General features: G+C 46.2%; 16 protein-coding genes. 12 read left to right on the top strand and 4 right to left on the bottom strand.

Going from position 1 to position 16695, the window contains the following annotated elements; all coding sequences use genetic code 11:
- Positions 1 to 122: 122 nt before the first annotated feature.
- Entirely contained in the window at positions 123 to 1280 is a 1158-nt protein-coding gene (locus K5Q99_RS01775; RefSeq protein WP_220775846.1) for a ribosomal protein uL16 3-hydroxylase, read from the bottom strand.
- A 219-nt stretch (positions 1281 to 1499) separates the two neighbouring features.
- Here K5Q99_RS01775 and K5Q99_RS01770 point away from each other — a divergent pair, with 219 nt between their 5' ends.
- Positions 1500 to 2126 (top strand): 3'-5' exonuclease, encoded by a 627-nt coding sequence (locus tag K5Q99_RS01770; RefSeq protein WP_220775845.1) that lies wholly within the window; start codon positions 1500 to 1502, stop codon positions 2124 to 2126.
- A gap of 122 nt (positions 2127 to 2248) precedes the next feature.
- Here K5Q99_RS01770 and K5Q99_RS01765 read toward each other — a convergent pair whose 3' ends face one another.
- On the bottom strand, positions 2249 to 3304 hold the full coding sequence (locus tag K5Q99_RS01765; protein ID WP_220775844.1) for a LacI family DNA-binding transcriptional regulator: 1056 nt from the start codon (positions 3302 to 3304) through the stop codon (positions 2249 to 2251).
- Between the two features lie 104 nt (positions 3305 to 3408).
- The gene (locus K5Q99_RS01760) at positions 3409 to 4137 is read right to left on the bottom strand and encodes a DUF3334 family protein (RefSeq protein WP_106650630.1); all 729 of its coding nucleotides are present in this window, start codon (positions 4135 to 4137) and stop codon (positions 3409 to 3411) included.
- A gap of 357 nt (positions 4138 to 4494) precedes the next feature.
- Between K5Q99_RS01760 and K5Q99_RS01755 the strand changes: the two genes are divergently transcribed.
- From K5Q99_RS01755 to crr, 5 genes are all read left to right on the top strand, one after another.
- Positions 4495 to 6132, top strand: a complete 1638-nt coding sequence (locus tag K5Q99_RS01755) for a methyl-accepting chemotaxis protein (RefSeq protein ID WP_220775843.1) — start codon at positions 4495 to 4497, stop codon at positions 6130 to 6132.
- Between the two features lie 202 nt (positions 6133 to 6334).
- Positions 6335 to 6730 carry an ACT domain-containing protein gene (locus tag K5Q99_RS01750; RefSeq protein ID WP_220775842.1) on the top strand — a complete coding sequence of 132 codons (396 nt, stop codon included), beginning with the start codon at positions 6335 to 6337 and terminating at the stop codon, positions 6728 to 6730.
- Positions 6731 to 6758: 28 nt separating this feature from the next.
- The gene (locus tag K5Q99_RS01745; protein ID WP_106650633.1) at positions 6759 to 7016 is read left to right on the top strand and encodes an HPr family phosphocarrier protein; all 258 of its coding nucleotides are present in this window, start codon (positions 6759 to 6761) and stop codon (positions 7014 to 7016) included.
- A 173-nt stretch (positions 7017 to 7189) separates the two neighbouring features.
- Positions 7190 to 8893 carry a phosphoenolpyruvate--protein phosphotransferase gene (ptsP, locus tag K5Q99_RS01740; RefSeq protein ID WP_220775841.1) on the top strand — a complete coding sequence of 568 codons (1704 nt, stop codon included), beginning with the start codon at positions 7190 to 7192 and terminating at the stop codon, positions 8891 to 8893.
- 71 nt (positions 8894 to 8964) lie between these two features.
- Positions 8965 to 9474, top strand: a complete 510-nt coding sequence (gene crr, locus K5Q99_RS01735) for a PTS glucose transporter subunit IIA (RefSeq protein WP_106650635.1) — start codon at positions 8965 to 8967, stop codon at positions 9472 to 9474.
- Between the two features lie 221 nt (positions 9475 to 9695).
- Here the strand turns inward: crr and K5Q99_RS01730 are convergent, their stop codons facing one another.
- Positions 9696 to 11102, bottom strand: coding sequence for an MFS transporter (locus K5Q99_RS01730; RefSeq protein WP_220775840.1), 1407 nt, complete (start codon positions 11100 to 11102; stop codon positions 9696 to 9698).
- A gap of 271 nt (positions 11103 to 11373) precedes the next feature.
- Here K5Q99_RS01730 and K5Q99_RS01725 point away from each other — a divergent pair, with 271 nt between their 5' ends.
- From K5Q99_RS01725 to K5Q99_RS01700, 6 genes are all read left to right on the top strand, one after another.
- Positions 11374 to 11718, top strand: coding sequence for an ArsC family reductase (locus tag K5Q99_RS01725; protein WP_220775899.1), 345 nt, complete (start codon positions 11374 to 11376; stop codon positions 11716 to 11718).
- Positions 11718 to 12857, top strand: a complete 1140-nt coding sequence (dapE, locus tag K5Q99_RS01720) for a succinyl-diaminopimelate desuccinylase (protein WP_220775898.1) — start codon at positions 11718 to 11720, stop codon at positions 12855 to 12857. The genes K5Q99_RS01725 and dapE overlap by 1 nt, the downstream gene beginning before the upstream one ends.
- Entirely contained in the window at positions 12851 to 13564 is a 714-nt protein-coding gene (locus tag K5Q99_RS01715; protein ID WP_220775839.1) for a M15 family metallopeptidase, read from the top strand. The genes dapE and K5Q99_RS01715 overlap by 7 nt, the downstream gene beginning before the upstream one ends.
- A gap of 110 nt (positions 13565 to 13674) precedes the next feature.
- Positions 13675 to 14505, top strand: a complete 831-nt coding sequence (locus tag K5Q99_RS01710; protein WP_220775838.1) for an alpha/beta fold hydrolase — start codon at positions 13675 to 13677, stop codon at positions 14503 to 14505.
- A gap of 321 nt (positions 14506 to 14826) precedes the next feature.
- Positions 14827 to 16005, top strand: coding sequence for a porin (locus K5Q99_RS01705; RefSeq protein WP_220775837.1), 1179 nt, complete (start codon positions 14827 to 14829; stop codon positions 16003 to 16005).
- Positions 16006 to 16015: 10 nt separating this feature from the next.
- Positions 16016 to 16453, top strand: coding sequence for a type 2 periplasmic-binding domain-containing protein (locus K5Q99_RS01700; RefSeq protein ID WP_106650643.1), 438 nt, complete (start codon positions 16016 to 16018; stop codon positions 16451 to 16453).
- Positions 16454 to 16695 lie beyond the last annotated feature (242 nt).

The raw sequence follows: 16695 nt of genomic DNA, 5'->3' as shown, positions 1-16695 counted from the left end.
CTAACTCTAAACTCCATATAGCACTAAAACCCATCTAGATCTAAAAAACATATAGCGCTAAGCCCGTAGGGCGTTAACGCTAAAACGGTATTAACATATACCAAGCTTTGTCTCATTCCGCCTTAACACTCTTCATCGCTGAGATCTTCAAAGTACCAGTAGCCTAGATTCACCCACTCGGTAAGCTGCGTGAGTAAGTCAGCATGGGCTAACCAAGGCGCTAAGGAGGATTTATCTAACTGATTGCTATCACATAGTAGTGGGATCACTGCAGCCAATTCGGCTGAAAGCTGATACTTATCACCATTAATATAGACAACGCCCTGTGCCACATTGATATCAAAATACAAACAGCGCAGTCCGCCGAGGCGAATAAGCGGCTGCTCATCAAGCCAAGCCAGTACTTCGTCTTGTGTGATATCCAATGGCTCATCGGGTAAATCTAAGGCGCATTTTGACTGAGTTAAATAGCGGCCCGAAAACTCGCTCACCAGTTCCTCGGTCAACATATTGGTCAGTTGGGTACGTAACCGCCCTAAATCGCTATTATCGACACAACCACTGCGGGTGGTCAGCTCGCGGTCTGGATCTTTAATCTGCTGTGCGCCTAAATCCTGTTCAGACAAATGATCGGCCAAAGCACTTATCATATCTTTGGCGGAAGCTGTGCGATAACCGACTGAAAAACTTAACGACTGCTCTAAGGTTATGCCGTCATGGGGAAATCCGGGGGGAATATAAAGGATGTCGCCGGGCAACAACTCAGTATCGATAATCGGCTCAAAGGCTTCGGTGTGCAGCAAAGCGGGATGGGCGGCAAACTCTTTGTGCGGCCCCAGATCGCCCACGCGCCAACGGCGACGTCCCGAACCTTGGCAAATAAACACATCATACAGATCGATATGCGGCCCCACGCCACCACCTGGCGTCGCAAAACTCACCATCACATCATCTAAACGCCAGCGCGGAATAAAATCAAAACATTGGATCAAGGCTTCCGCATCGGGCACCCAGTTATTCAAGGCTTGCACGATCAGAGTCCAATCCCGTTCACCGAGATGATCGTAGGAATCAAAAGGGCCAAATTCTGCCTGCCATTGCCCTGCCTGTTGGTACACTCGCCGAGATTCCACCTGCTCATCCATGACTAACCCAGCTAACTCTTCGGGCGAGATTAAATCTTGAAAGTGTTTGAATCCTTGGCGGATAACCAAAGGTTTTTTCTGCCAATATTCTGCTAAAAATTGCGCGGGCGTTAAGCCGTTTATATCGAGTTGCATGGGTTACTCACAAAGCAAACTGTTATTCATAGCAGCAAATGCTAACAGGAAGCGAAACCAAGAAAGCTCGACCGGATCAACAAAGCATTAAGTCTTTCGTCAGCGCCAATGGGATAGTGAATTTACTAACGTATTGAATTACAATCGGCTTATCTAAAAGCGTTGCGCTGTCAAAGAAGGCAATGCTGACACATCATTTATAGAGTCCATGTAAGATCTATGCCTACATCAGCTGCTAACACTTTAGTCGTGCTCGACTTTGAAACCACGGGGCTATCGCCCAATCAAGGGGACCGCGCGATTGAAATCGGGGCTGTGCTGATTGAAGACGGCGTGATCACTCAAAGATTTTCTGAGTTAATGAACCCTGGATTTAGAATAAGTCGCTTTATTGAGGACTACACAGGGATCAGCAATCAAATGCTCAGGGACGCGGCGCCCTGCAATGAAGTGATGGCACGTTTTGCCGACTTTATTACCGATCACAACTTAGTCGCCCACAATGCGGCATTTGATCAGCGCTTTTTAGACGCGGAGTTTGCCCAAATTCGCCATCGTTATCTTGGGCAATTTGGCTGTTCCTTGCTGGTGGCGAGACGTTTGTATCAAGCGGCACCCAACCATCAGTTAGGGACTTTAGTGCGCTATAAACAGTTGCCAACCGATGGCACTTTTCACCGCGCCTTAGCCGATGCCGAAATGACTGGCCATTTGTGGCTGGCAATGCTGGCAGACCTTCAGCAAGAGTTCGGCGTCAATGCCCCCACCTTCGAGTTACTGCAAAAAATCGCTAAGAAAACCAAAGCAGACGTACCAAAATTTTTGCGTCAATACGCAGGCAAGTGATCTATAAACAACGCCGCTAAATGACAGTAAAAAGCCGATATATCCTAGGATTATCGGCTTTGTTCCATCAGCTTAGTTTCAACAGGTAAAATTAACGATTCAATCGGTTGCCGACAAAAACATTATGCTAGCGATAACGGCTTAAGCGGCGCGCTATCAATGCCACAGGAGCTGCGAACCACTAAGGTTGTCGGAATAAGCTGCGCACTCACCTCTTGTCCGCGGATAAGTTTGAGTACACTGTCGACTAAGATTTCTCCGGCTAATTGGGTATTCTGTTTAATGGTCGTTAATGGCGGATTGGCAAAACTCGCCACCGGAATATCGTCATATCCCACAACGGCCACTTGCTCTGGAACTGAAATACCCTTTTCCTTCAGCGCCCGAATCGCGCCAATGGCGATCAAATCGCTGGCGGCAAATATCGCATCAAACTTAGCACCTTGTGAAATCAACACCATAGCGGCATCATAGCCAGAACTTTCTGTGCTGATGGCCGACACTTGCTTAGTGCGATCAACGGGAATATTCGCCGTTTGCAGCGCCTTCACATGCCCTAAATATCTGTCCCTAAACTCAGGACTGTGGCTCGAAGCATCACCTAAAAAGGCAAAAGCGTTGCGGCCCAGAGAAATTAAATGCTCTGTTGCAATCAAGCCGCCTTGATGATTATCACAGCCAATCGATAGCACAGACTTATTGTTATGCTCGGCGCCCCAAATCACAAAATGGGTATTCTGCGCTAATAGTCGTTCTAGCTTTTGCTCGTAATCCATATAGTCGCCGTAACCGAGCAGAATAATGCCATCGGCTTTATTACTGTCTTCATAATCGGCGTGCCAATCGTTGGATAATTGCTGAAAAGAAACGAGTAAATCATAACCCTGCTGCGCTGTTGCTCGAGTGATGGAGCCCAGCATAGACAGGAAAAAAGGATTGATTAACGAGTCATCATTAGTAGGGTCTTCACACAATAGCAGCGCTAAGGTATGGCTATTTTGGGTGCGAAGATTACTGGCGTTTTTATCGACCTTGTAATTCAGCTCTTTAGCAATAGCTTGAATGCGTTGTCGGGTCTCTAAATTGACTAACGGACTGTTTCTAAGGGCACGGGAAACCGTAGACTGGGATACACCAGCACGATAAGCAATATCAATCGAGGTCGCTTTCGATGCCATAGAGAGGAGGTAACCTTAGTGATTATTTTGCGTCGATACTAAAACAGTTACACTAACTTGTATAGACGAATGCGTTAACATCCGTCTTACACTGGGGTTTCTGCTTAAATGCCAAGCTGATCGAGCAAATCATCGGCTTCATTATCAATGGCGCGAGTCGCAATAGCCGGTTTATCGGCCATCTTCACCCAAGGCGAAACATTCGAATTTGAGTCGTTGTTTCCCCCAATCGTACTGTGCTGCTCTAACAGGCTATCGGGGTCGAACTCTTCATCGTAGACAAATTCATCTAAACGGATAAATTCGGTTTTATCCATGGCAAATTCGAGGTAAAAAATATGATTGTTTTCAGTTCTAAACGACACTCTACGGGCCACAGCATCATCTAAGTTAGCATCGATTGAAATAGTTAACTCTTTATTAATCGTCAACATTTTTGGTTGGCTTTGGCTGATTGACGTTTGTAATTCTTTTGAAATTTTATTAATAAAATCCCCTAAGATTTGGTTCATCAACTCACCCATAACGTTACCCACTTCATCTGACGTGTGCGAAAACGCTAATTCAGATTCAGGCATCCCCATGTTCAGCATGTAGCGACGGTAGATTTCAATCGCCGCTGATGCGGAAAAGTTGATCACCACTAGGCCTGAAAAACCGCCATCAAAAATCGAGAAACAACCAAGATCGGGTTTTAGACGCGTGCGCGCGATACTTTGAACCATACCCGCGTGGGTAACATTACTGGCACTGGTGCTAGAGAGCACGTGGGCGACTGAGTGACATAACTTCAGTAAAATATCATCCGACGTTACGATAGTATTTGTGGTCATAATCGATTCTCAAACTGAATAATGCATTAATCTTGCGCGTAAAAGCGTAAAAAATCAAAATTAAAACAATTGATTAGCCTAATATAGCAAGATGACAAAATTAACATAATGCTAACTTATTGATATTTAATAGATCAGATAAAACCTTCAACATGAAACGACTTATAAAACGGTCTAACTTAATAAGAACATGCCCCATAATGCAACAGATTAAAATTCCCTATCATGATTCCCTGCTTTAGATCAAAGAAACTCATATTTTATAACGGCTTTTGCTGAATTTATGTCACAGACGATTCAATTGAGATTGATTCGCAGGTATATTAAGCAACAATTATTAGCCTTTGAGAAACCTAAATGATCACGTTTTTGCGCCGATTTACCATATTGCAACGCTTAATGATGATGCTTCTTATGGCCGCGATAGGGACTGTGTGTTTTGCCAGTTTTTCGATTAAAGAACAGTACAGCAATTTAATTGAGCAGAAATGGCTACAAATAGACGGTCAACTCGCCAGCATGTTAAGCGTGATAGATGTACATCGTCAGGATGCGCTCAAAGGTAAATACAGCGAAGAAGACGCCAAGAAAGCTGCTGCGGAGTTAATCAATCAGACTCGCTATTCTGGCTCAGGCTATTTCATTGTTATTGATGATAATAATCAAATCCTCGCCCACGGTGACAATGCAAGTCTTGTTGGCACCTCAGCATTAACGTTTAAATTACCTAATGGCACAAATCCCTTAGCCACTATGCTGCCTTTAGCGCGGGCTAAATCGAAAACCACCCTCGAATACCCCATAGCCGATCCTATGACTCGCGCTATCGAAGATAAGCTCGCCGAAGCCCGTTACTACCCACAATGGGGCTGGACAGTGATGACAGGTGCTTATCTCAGTGATGTTAAAGCGAGTTTAAAATCAGTTATTATCGATTACCTGATTATCATGTTTTTGATTTCAGTGCCGATTTTTGCCTTCTTCCTTGTGCTTAATCATTCCATCACCTCGCCATTGAATGATGCTATTGATGCCCTTGAAGATATTGCCCAAGGAGAAGGCGACTTAAGTCAGCGGATTAATGCCCAAGGTAAAGATGAAATTGCCCATCTTGCCCGCGCCTTTAATATGTTTGCACAAAAAATTGGCGACATGGTCGGCCATTTACAGCCCTTAGGCCAAGCGTTAGACACAGACGCAAAACAGCTCATGATTGCGGTTGAAGAGTCCAATCAAAGTGCTGAGCATATCCACAGAGAAACGGGCAGCGTTGCCACCGCCGTCAATCAAATGCTGTCGACCACCCATGAAATGGCGAGCAACACCCAGCAAGCGGCCGATGCGGCAAATAGCGTAAAAGAACAAGCGCAGCAAAGCCAAGTGGTGATTGATAACACGGTCAGCAATACTGAAAAGCTGGTAGCTGAATTAAAAGCCTCTGAAGTGATTACCCAAAAACTAGGCGTCGCCTCACAGCAGATCGGTAGCATTCTCGATGTGATCCGCAGCATTGCCGAGCAGACCAACTTGCTCGCCCTTAATGCCGCCATTGAAGCTGCGCGAGCTGGGACCCACGGCCGCGGTTTTGCCGTGGTTGCCGATGAAGTTCGCGCCCTTGCTACTCGCACCCAAGACTCGACCAATGAGATCCAAAAAATCATTAGCGAGATCCAATCCGGCGTTGGCTCAGTAATGAAGAGCAACAATCAAACTCAACTGCAATCCGATGAGTTGCAAGCACAAGCCCACGAAGCGGGTAAAGCCATGGCGGCGATTCTGCAATTGATTGCCCATATCAGTGATATGAATACCCAACTAGCGAGCGCCACCGAAGAGCAATCACTGGTGACCGAAGAAATTAATCGAAATATTTGTAATATTTCAGAATTAACCGAAGTCTCAGTCAAAGCTAACGAAAGTAATAGCCATGCAGCTCAGTCACTGCAAGACATTAGCCAAGACATGTCCCGCACCTTAGGCCAGTTTAAAATCTAACTAGAGTCTGGCTGTATAACTTACCAACAGGGGGCGCAAAGGGCGCCCTTTTCTTTGCTCACATTTCCAGTAACCCAAGTTACAACTTATCTCAGCAACGATGAATACTAATGAAAAAATCCCATTAACCACAAATTCTCTGTCACGCTAACGTTTGATATGCGGTATGCTTTAGCCTTAAAAATCCAACCGAGACACTGCCATGCGAATGACCTTAGCCGTTCACCCTGAACAGTACACAATTCATAGCTTTAGCCCGAATGCCGTATTGCCCAGTGAGATTTTTGCACAGGACATGTATTTCATTGGTAAGACCCAAGAAGGTTTATCTTTAGTCGTTTCCAGTGAAATGGAACTCGACAGCCTAGAGCAAGAACCGGGCTGGTGTTGCTTTGAAGTACTCGGGCCACTGGGATTTTCGATGACAGGCATTTTATCTAAAGTGTCTGGCACCTTAGCGGACGAACAAATCAGTATTTTTGCGATTTCGACCTTTGATACCGATTACATTTTAGTAAAAAATAATCGCCTCAAAAGTGCCGTCGCCGCCTTGAAAAAACAGGGCTACCACATCATAGAATCGAAAGACGAAGTGTAATACCCCTTTAAATATGAGCTCATCTACTATGTACGAAAAAACAGTCACCATTACCGCCAAACATGGCATTCACACCCGTCCAGCAGCCTTACTGGTTAAAGAAGCCAAAACCTTTGACTGTGATGTCATGGTCGAATGTAATGGTAAGCAAGCCAGTGCTAAGAGTCTGTTTAAACTACAAACCTTAGGGCTATATTCTGGCGTTACGGTAAGAGTGTTTGCCGAAGGTGAACAGGAACAAGACGCAGTTGAGAAAGTCTCCGAACTGCTGATCACGCTAAGCTAGCTAGGCCTTTGTCCTATTTACGAGTGTATTGATTAGCGCACCAATATCTAAGACTTAACAGGTTCTGTACGTGCCAATAGTTTACATGCCAACGCTTTACAAACTCAACGCCACTCAACTAGACTCGCTAGCGCTAACAAGCATTCAGTTCAGTGGTTAATTTAGGAAGGGATATGTCAATAACGGGGATTATAGTGTCATCGGGAATTGCCTTTGGTCAGGCTCTTCACCTTATTCACACCGAACACCACCTCGATTATCGCCCTATTCCCCTGTCGAAAATTCCCCAACAACAGGGCAAGTTTGCCAAAGCCTTACAAGAGCTGCAGGCACAACTGACCCACAGCCAAGCTGCGCTCGATAGCGACTCCGAAAATTATCAGCTGATCGAAGCCGATTTATTATTATTGGAAGACGATGAGTTAATCGAGCAAGTAAATGATGCGATTCGTACCTTACAACTGTCGGCAAGTGTGGCGGTTGAACGCATATTTGCCCATCAAGCCAACGAGTTGCAATCCCTAGATGATCCCTATTTAGCCAATCGAGCCCAAGATGTTCGCTGTTTAGGCCAAAGAGTCGTCGCGGCGATCAACGGCCATTTAGGCCAAGGACTCGACAAACTCGACAAACCCACTATCTTGTTGGCGCAGGATTTAACCCCCGCTGAATTTGCCTTGCTGCCAAGGGAAAACCTCTGCGGTATTGTGCTCAAAACTGGCGGTTTAACCAGTCATACGGCGATTTTAGCCCGAGCAGCCGGTATTCCTGCCATCCTAAGTTGCCAGTTTGATGCCGATTCTATCCCCAATGGCACGCCCTTAGTACTCGATGCGCTCAATGGTGAGCTTTGCGTTAATCCCAATCCTGATCAACAGGCAAGACTCACTGTCACTTTCCACCACGAACAGGCAAGACGGGCGGCACTGCAAACATACAAAGATGGCCCTGCGCAAACCCAAGATGGCCATATCGTGGGGCTGATGGCCAACGTGGGTAATCTCAACGACATCACCCATGTCAGTGATGTTGGCGCCGATGGTATAGGTTTGTTTCGCACCGAATTTATGTTGATGGACGTCAGCACCCTACCCGATGAAAAAGCCCAATACAGCTTATATTGCGATGCCTTACATGCACTAGGCGGTAAAACCTTTACCATCCGCACCTTAGATATCGGTGCCGACAAAGAACTGCCCTGCCTGTGCCAAGAAATAGAAGACAATCCCGCCTTAGGGCTGCGCGGCATTCGCTATACCTTGGCACACCCAGACTTATTTAAAACCCAATTGAGGGCTATTTTGCGCGCTGCAAACCATGGTCCAATCCGCTTGATGTTCCCTATGGTCAATCAAGTCGAAGAATTGGATGAAGTGTTTGCACTGATTGCCCAGTGCCAAGATGCCCTGGAAGAAGAAGAGAAAGGCTACGGTGAACTCAGCTACGGTATCGTTGTCGAAACCCCTGCTGCGGTATTCAACCTCAATGCTATGCTGCCACGACTCGACTTTGTTAGCATTGGCACCAATGATTTAACCCAATATGCAATGGCAGCCGATAGGACAAACCCACAGCTTACCCGCGACTATCCGTCCCTTTCGCCGGCCATTTTAGCGTTAATTAACATGACAATAGTCCAAGCAAAAGCGGCCAATGTAAAAGTGTCGCTGTGCGGCGAATTGGCCAGTTCACCACAAATTGCACCGCTGTTAATCGGCATGGGGCTGGACGAACTCAGTGTTAACCTAAGTTCACTGTTAGAAGTCAAGGCCGCGATTTGCCAAGGTAACATCCAACAATTTTCGGCGCTGGCGCACACTGCATTACAACAAGATAGAATTGCAGGTCTACAGCAGTGTATAACAAGCTATAAATAGAGACATTTATTCGTTATGCTGCATTACAGAACAAAAACAATGACAAAAACAAGCAAAAGAGGCTCTAGATTATGGGATTTTTAAGCCGAATTAGGCGCTTGGTATCGGGTCAGACTCAGTTAGCTGGCGGTATCATGGTATATGCCCCCGTTTCCGGCGATATTGTCGCCATTGAAAAAGTCCCCGATGTGGTTTTTGCTGAAAAGATTGTCGGTGATGGCATCGCTATCGCCCCCAAAGGCGAATTAATTCTGGCGCCTATCGACGGCACCATAGGTAAAATTTTTGAGACAAATCATGCGTTCAGCATTGAGTCTCCCCAAGGATTAGAATTATTTGTTCACTTTGGTGTCGGCACAGTCGAACTGAGAGGCAAAGGTTTTAAACGTTTAGCCCAAGAAGGCCAAGAAGTGAAAGTCGGCGATCCAATTTTGTCCTTCGACATTGATTATCTTAAAGATCAAGTCGACAGCCTACTCACCCCTGTCGTTTTGGCAAACATGGAAGACGTCAAATACCTAGACAAGGCCCAAGGCAGTGTTACCGCAGGTAAAGATGTGATTTTTACAGTGCAGATCTAATTTAAAATATTGCATCGTCTATCGGTTGTTTGTTGAATAATAAAAGGCTGACTCACCATCATGAGCCAGCCTTTTATGCTTTTGAAAACCGAGCCTAAAACGGTATTTGCATTCGCCAAGCTGTAGCAGTCTCGATACACAGACTTAGGAGAATCTATTTCGGCCGTTCTCACGCTAAGCATCACGTTAGCTGCAACGAGCTGAGATAGAGTTCTCGTACATTAATCCGCTTTAAACATGGCAAAATCAGGTCGCGGCAATTTATCTAAAATACTGTACAGATAAATCACTAATGCCGAGAGTGCCGCGCCCGTCAAAAACAGCCACTGACCGCCAAAATGATCCAATATTATGCCGCCACCAAGGGGCGCGAGCGCAAAGCCTAAATCATAGAATGAGGCAGCCCCAAAGTAGGCGCCGCGAAGATGATCAGGGGCTAAGCGGTCAATATGCACATTCATAGTAGGAAACAAAATCGTCTCGGCGACACTCATCACCACAATTGCGCCTATCCAGCCCCAAAAAAGATCCAGTGGATTAAATGCCAGCCAGACTTGTGAGCAGATCAATAACAGCAATCCGATTTGAATCCGTTTGACGAGCGAAAAACGGGCCATGAGTTTCAATAGCAAAAATTGAGTGGAGATAATCACCATAGCATTAGTGAAAATCATGCCAGAAATTAACGTCAGTAAATCAGGTGCCCCAGCGCGAGTGAGATATTGGATCAACGAGCTGTCCATTTGGGCATAAATGAACATACACAGAATATTGGCGAAAATTAAACATTGCAGCAGTTTATCTTGCAATAGAATGGCGACAATTTGCTTACGGCTCACGGCAGCCGTTTTTTTCGTGCTCGTCTCAGTATCACTCAATAAGCCATTCACGCCACGATTAACACCATCACTTGTTATGCCATTTACACAGCCATTTACACAGTCACATGCACACTCACTTGCACCATCACTTTCAGTGCCACTCGTACCGCCACTTAAATTGTCATTCGATGAGGCGCCAGCCGCCAAAGCCGCATCCTGACGGGTTTGATGGTTAAATCCCCAGTACAACATAATTAACAGCACGGCAAAGGCCACTGCGGTAAGGTAAAAACTGGACTGCTTGCCCGTAAGACCAAGCCATACCCCCAGCATAGGGCCAACGGCGCAGCCAACGTTGACGATAAAATACAGCGACTGCATCGCCAATTCACGTGTTTTAGGATCGGCAATAATGTCGCCAATAGCCGCCGATGTCAGCGGTCGCCATAATGAAGTGGCCATAGAGCACAATGTCATCACAACCACATACCCTTCGACAGAATTGGCTTCAGCCAATAACGAAAACGAGATGATATAGAGAGTGCCCGTCACGTACATCAGCTTATGACGACCTATTCTGTCGGATAATGAGCTACCAACAAAGCTGGTAAATACCGAAATAATCGCGGCGCTGGACAAGACCATGCCGACCTCTGTGGCACTTAGCGCAAATTTCTCATATAAAATAACAGCTAAAAATGGCCATACCATGTAATAACTGCCACGGGTGATAAACGACCCAAACAAAAATATCCACATCAAGCGCGGAAATTGCTTAAATCGCTGCAAAGAAACATCGCTGTGCATTTTAATCCTTTAAAAGTCGCGCTAGAGTCAACGCCAGATATCAAACTGATTTTAATGAAAAAACAATATATACAAGGCACTTAAGTTAAACAAGTGTTAAAAAGTCAAGACAAAGCAAGGCAATAGCGATTATTATCCCTAGAAAATTAGCGTTTTGTTACTCACCAGATATCGGCAACACATCCCACTTGTGACATGCGGCGCACAATGCCACAATGCCAGCAAAATCAATGCTTGCCAGCCAAGCGTCCATCCACACTGGAGCATCATTTTGACCCTCTACGGTATTAAGAATTGCGATACAGTGCGTAAAGCACGTAAATGGATTGAAAATCATCAACTTCCAGTTCATTTCCATGATTTTAGAGATGACGGCCTACGTCAAGAAGACCTCGAATTCTGGTGTAAAACCTCAGGCTGGGAAACCGTATTCAATAAGCGCAGCACAAGTTTTCGTGCCCTCAGTGACGCAGATAAAACCGATATCGATCAAGCCAAAGCCATTCAACTTATGCTGGCGCAACCGACACTGATCAAACGCCCCGTCTTGGTCGTCGGTGAACACGTGCTGATTGGCTTTGATGAAGTCGCCTATAAAAGAGTATTTTCACTATGATGCCAGCCGACGATTATCCTGTAACTGAACTGACAAAAGCGCTGATCGCGCGCCCGTCGGTGACGCCGCTTGATGAAGGCTGCCAAACCTTAATGGCTGAAAGACTCAGCGCCATCGGCTTTAATATCGAACCTATGGTATTTGAAGACACCACCAATATGTGGGCTCGCCGTGGCAATGAAGGTCCGGTCTTTTGTTTTGCCGGCCACACAGATGTTGTGCCAACGGGCGATGTAAGCCGCTGGCACACGCCGCCTTTTGTGCCCACCATCATTGATGGCTACTTATATGGCCGCGGCGCTGCGGACATGAAAGGTTCATTGGCGGCTATGGTCATTGCCACCGAACGCTTTGTCGCTAAACATCCAGATCATCATGGTTCAATCGCCTTTTTGATCACCAGCGATGAAGAAGGCCCATTTATTAACGGTACGACGCGAGTCATTGATACCTTAGAAGCGCGCAATGAGAAGATCACCTGGGCGTTAGTCGGCGAACCTTCATCGACCCTAAAGCTGGGCGATGTGGTAAAAAATGGTCGCCGCGGCAGCTTAACCGGCAACTTAACCGTGAAAGGCATTCAAGGCCACGTGGCCTATCCACACCTTGCCGATAACCCAATCCACAAAGCCGCGCCTTTCTTAGCCGAGCTGAGTCAGATGCACTGGGATAATGGCAATGAGTTCTTTCCCCCCACCAGCTTCCAAATCGCCAATATTAATGGCGGTACCGGCGCATCGAATGTGATCCCCGGCGCACTGGACGTGATGTTTAACTTCCGTTACTCCACCGAGGTGACCGCCGAAATCTTGATTGAGCGGGTTGAAGCCTTATTGAAAGCCCATGACCTAGATTACGATATCAGCTGGATTTTCAATGGTCTGCCATTTTTAACTGGCGATGGCCCACTGCTTGACGCGACCCGTATTGCAATTCGCCAAGTCACAGGTTATGAAACCGATCCACAAACCACGGGCGGCACATCGGACGGACGCTTTATCGCGCCAACGGGTGCTAAAGTGTTAGAGCTTGGCCCAGTGAACGCCACCATTCATAAAGTGAATGAATGCGTTAAAGTGGACGACCTTGAGCAGCTAGCCCTGTGTTATGAAGTGATTTTGGAACAACTATTGTGCTAACACACCTCGAGATCCGTCCCGAAACCGCTAGGCTTTACGGCTTAAACGCCACTGAATTGGTGGAATATTTAAGTCCGTATCACCATGGGTATCATAGCTTTTGGCTCGAAGCGAACACCGCCATCGCCTTTAATGCGATGGCTCAAAAAGCCAAAGATGCGGGCATAGCACTCGCCATCTGCTCTGCCCATCGCCCTTTTGAGCGACAACTGGCAATTTGGAATGCCAAGGCCAGCGGTAAACGCGCGGTATTGGATGCCAATGAGCAGGCGGTGAGCATTAAGGGACTGAGTGACGATGCCATCGTCGACTTGATTTTGCTCTGGTCGGCGCTACCCGGTGCTTCACGTCACCACTGGGGTACCGATCTCGATGTGTTCGATGCGGATCAAATTGATGTCAAAGCCCTTCGCCTTATCGAAGCTGAATATGGCCAAACTGGCCCCTGCGCAAAATTGCATGCTTGGCTGGTGGAAAATGCCCATGATTTTGGCTTTTATTTCCCGTTTCAACAGGGGCAAAGCGCGGTCAGTCCTGAGCCTTGGCACATCAGCTTTTTCCCCGTTGCGCAATTACTGTTGCCACAGTTCGATCGTGCCGAACTTGCAATCCTTTTAGAAAACAGTGATATGTTGCTCAAAGATGCGGTACTCGCCCGATTAGACTATCTAGTGGATGAATACGTGCTGCGTATCGCTCAGCCTTAGCTGTGGGATATTCGCCGCAGATTTTGTAAAGGTTAAGCCCAGCGATCTATCGCCCAAATTGGCGCCAGAATACGGCTTAACATAACGATATATTTGATTAAGTAGGCTTTATGGATTTTTCTTCACACCGTCAGCAGCTCATGATTGCCGATCGTAAATTAAGTTACCTTGATGTCGGTACAGGCCCTGTACTCTTGTTTGGTCACAGTTATTTGTGGGATAGCGCCATGTGGGCGCCTCAAATTGCCGCGCTAAGTGCCCATTACCGCTGTATCGTGCCAGAACTGTGGGGTCATGGTCAGTCAGATTTACTGCCCGATAATGGTAAAACGCTACTCGATATTGCCGATCACATGTTGGCCTTAATGGATGCCCTCAATATCACTGACTTTAGTGTTATCGGACAATCTGTTGGTGCTATGTGGGGCGCAGAATTGGTACTGAAAGCACCAACAAGAGTTAAAACCCTCGTGATGCTCAACAGTTTTATCGGTTTCGAACCCGAAGTGACCCGCGCGAAATATGATGGCATGCTGGATATGATTACCGCCGCTAAGGCGATTCCTGCGGCGCTTATCAGTGCGATTTCACCTTTGTTCTTCGCAAACAATGCCGCGCATAACACACCTGAACTGGTCGCTGGCTTTGAACACTCACTTGCCACAATCTCAGCGGAAAAAATCCCCACGATAGTGAAACTTGGACGAATGATTTTTGGTCGTCGCGATACTATGGAAGATGCCGAGCAGCTAACGCTACCTTGCCTTATCATGGCGGGTGTTGAGGATAAAGCACGCAGTGTGCTAGAAAGCTACCTGATGAGCGATGCCATCGATGGCAGTCAGTTGGTGCATATTCCTGCGGCGGGACATATCTCAACCCTTGAACAAGCCGAATTTATCAATCAACACTTAGCCGATTTTCTCGCACAACATCACTGATCCGTTGCGAAATACCGTCACTCAATAAAATCTTCAAGATGTGGACATTCGCATCTTGAAGACAGCTATTTCAGCTTAATCCACATCATCAATACCGAACCCAGGTTCAATCCCTATTTATCCCATGCATACATTGGGCTTTAGCTGATTTTGCTTCGCAGATTAGCCCACTGAACTTTCAAAGACTTCCCCATAAAATCTGCATTAACAAATAGAAATCACCATTTTGTCGTCAGCGCCTCAAAAAATGTTGCATAAAGGTGAAATCTACCATTTATCAACTACCTTTATTACTGTATTCCCTCAACAAGGTATTCTGCCATGAGAAAAAGTACAGTTGCCCTCTGCGTGCTCAGCACACTTTATATGCCGTCTCTTTATGCCGATGTTCAAATCAATGGATTTGCCTCTATTGTCGCGGGCTCGAGTCTCAGTGACGATAAAAGCTATTATGGTTATGACAAAGAAATCAACTTTAATAACGATTCTAAAGTTGCCTTACAATTTACCGCCGATCTGGGTAGTGGCCTAAGAGCCACGGCGCAAGTGCTATCCAGAGGCAATAACGATTACAGTGCCGAATTCGAATGGGCTTATATCTCCTACGACATCAGCGACAAACTTATGCTGATGGCGGGCCGCCAACGCTTTAACCTCTATAAATACTCTGATTATATTGACGTAGGCTATGCCTATCACTGGATCACCCCGCCCCGCGGCGTTTATTCGTTGCCATTTAATTCAGGTGAAGGTGTCGGCTTAGTATATTCCGATTTATGGGGCGATACCGAAGTCGGTTTGACCTATAAGTATATTACGACTTCTGTTTCTGACTATGCGCCTATAGGTTCATCAACACCTCCCGCGCCCTTCTCCGCCGAGGGCCACATAATGAACTTTAACTTTGTAACCTCAGGGTTTGAGTACGGTTTAAATATTGGCATAGTGACTGATTTCTCCTACGAGTTACCTGCTCTGCTGGGCCTAGGCGATGCGATTGCCCAAACAGGGTTATTTAGTCAGCAAGTGGTAGATGATCTTTTACCCATTAACGACAGCGCGTTACTCATAGGCGCTAACGTTAAATATGATGCGGGTAAATGGTTTATCTTGGCTGAATACACCCGAATTGACGTCGATCCTAGCAGTTTTAACATCCAAGATTCAGCCTTTATTTCCGGCGGGATCCGCTATAAAGATTTCACTTTTCATTTAACCTACGGTATTGACAAAGGTGATCCACAATACGATGCCTATGACGGCATGTTGCCGCTATACAATAGTCTGCCACCAGCAAACCAAGCTGCGCTAGCGCCTCTGGTTTTCGGTACAAAAGCAGCGCTTGAAGCACAACAAGAAGACAGCTCTTACTACATCATAGGTACACGCTGGGATTTCCATCCCTCAGCCGCACTAAAACTGGAGTACACCAACTACAGCAATGACAAACCGTCCTCCGATGAACAGTTGTTGAGTATGGCAATAGACTTAGTTTTTTAAGGAGTTAAACATGAAACTATTAATAAGATCTCGGTTGATGATGAAAACCTTAGTTGCTAGTGCACTTTTACTTGGCAGTGCCTATGTGCAAGCCGAAATTGCCGTCGTGGTACATCCTTCAAATACATCCGAAATTAGTGCTGCGGATATTTCACGTATCTATTTAGGTAAACTCAAGTCTTTCCCGAGTGGAGGGACTGTGGTTGCGCTCGATCAGCCCGAAGGCTCACCCGCTCGTGATGCCTTCGTGAAGCAAATCCTCAATAAAACTGAGAGTCAGCTCAAAGCCTATTGGTCAAAACTGGTCTTTTCAGGCCAAGGTCAACCACCCAAAGTCGTCGACTCGAGCGCTGAAATGCTCTCATTGATTGCCGCCAATCCGAATATGATCGGGTTTGTTGACGTCAGCGAGGTGAACGATAGCGTAAAAGTGATCAGTAAGTTCTAACCCATAACACATCATCCTTGTCCGCCTTAATTTTTAGCGGACAAGGTGTTCACTCAGCTTTAGCGCAATATCACCCACAAACACGCGAACAAATGGCGCTTAGATCCCCAGAGGGAAGCTATCCATTTACAGAACTATTAATAAAAAATAATCTTGATTGCTCAATATCCCGATTCAAACCTTAATTGGATAGACCAGCAGAGCCAATTTTGCTGGTATACTCTTGCTAAAAATGTGCTGCT

It is taken from the genome of Shewanella hafniensis (genome assembly GCF_019655335.1).
Taxonomy (GTDB): Bacteria; Pseudomonadota; Gammaproteobacteria; order Enterobacterales; family Shewanellaceae; genus Shewanella; species Shewanella hafniensis.
The sequence above is the reverse complement of the archived record's forward strand: the minus strand, read 5'-3'. Positions and strand labels throughout refer to the sequence as shown.

Bases quoted from the DNA above. Each gene is read 5' to 3' on its own strand.
- K5Q99_RS01775 (WP_220775846.1), bottom strand. From the start codon at position 1,280: ATGCAACTCGATATAAACGGCTTAACGCCCGCGCAATTTTTAGCAGAA.
- K5Q99_RS01770 (WP_220775845.1), top strand. From the start codon at position 1,500: ATGCCTACATCAGCTGCTAACACTTTAGTCGTGCTCGACTTTGAAACC.
- K5Q99_RS01765 (WP_220775844.1), bottom strand. From the start codon at position 3,304: ATGGCATCGAAAGCGACCTCGATTGATATTGCTTATCGTGCTGGTGTA.
- K5Q99_RS01760 (WP_106650630.1), bottom strand. From the start codon at position 4,137: ATGACCACAAATACTATCGTAACGTCGGATGATATTTTACTGAAGTTA.
- K5Q99_RS01755 (WP_220775843.1), top strand. From the start codon at position 4,495: ATGATCACGTTTTTGCGCCGATTTACCATATTGCAACGCTTAATGATG.
- K5Q99_RS01750 (WP_220775842.1), top strand. From the start codon at position 6,335: ATGCGAATGACCTTAGCCGTTCACCCTGAACAGTACACAATTCATAGC.
- K5Q99_RS01745 (WP_106650633.1), top strand. From the start codon at position 6,759: ATGTACGAAAAAACAGTCACCATTACCGCCAAACATGGCATTCACACC.
- ptsP (WP_220775841.1), top strand. From the start codon at position 7,190: ATGTCAATAACGGGGATTATAGTGTCATCGGGAATTGCCTTTGGTCAG.
- crr (WP_106650635.1), top strand. From the start codon at position 8,965: ATGGGATTTTTAAGCCGAATTAGGCGCTTGGTATCGGGTCAGACTCAG.
- K5Q99_RS01730 (WP_220775840.1), bottom strand. From the start codon at position 11,102: ATGCACAGCGATGTTTCTTTGCAGCGATTTAAGCAATTTCCGCGCTTG.
- dapE (WP_220775898.1), top strand. From the start codon at position 11,718: ATGCCAGCCGACGATTATCCTGTAACTGAACTGACAAAAGCGCTGATC.
- K5Q99_RS01710 (WP_220775838.1), top strand. From the start codon at position 13,675: ATGGATTTTTCTTCACACCGTCAGCAGCTCATGATTGCCGATCGTAAA.
- K5Q99_RS01705 (WP_220775837.1), top strand. From the start codon at position 14,827: ATGAGAAAAAGTACAGTTGCCCTCTGCGTGCTCAGCACACTTTATATG.
- K5Q99_RS01700 (WP_106650643.1), top strand. From the start codon at position 16,016: ATGAAACTATTAATAAGATCTCGGTTGATGATGAAAACCTTAGTTGCT.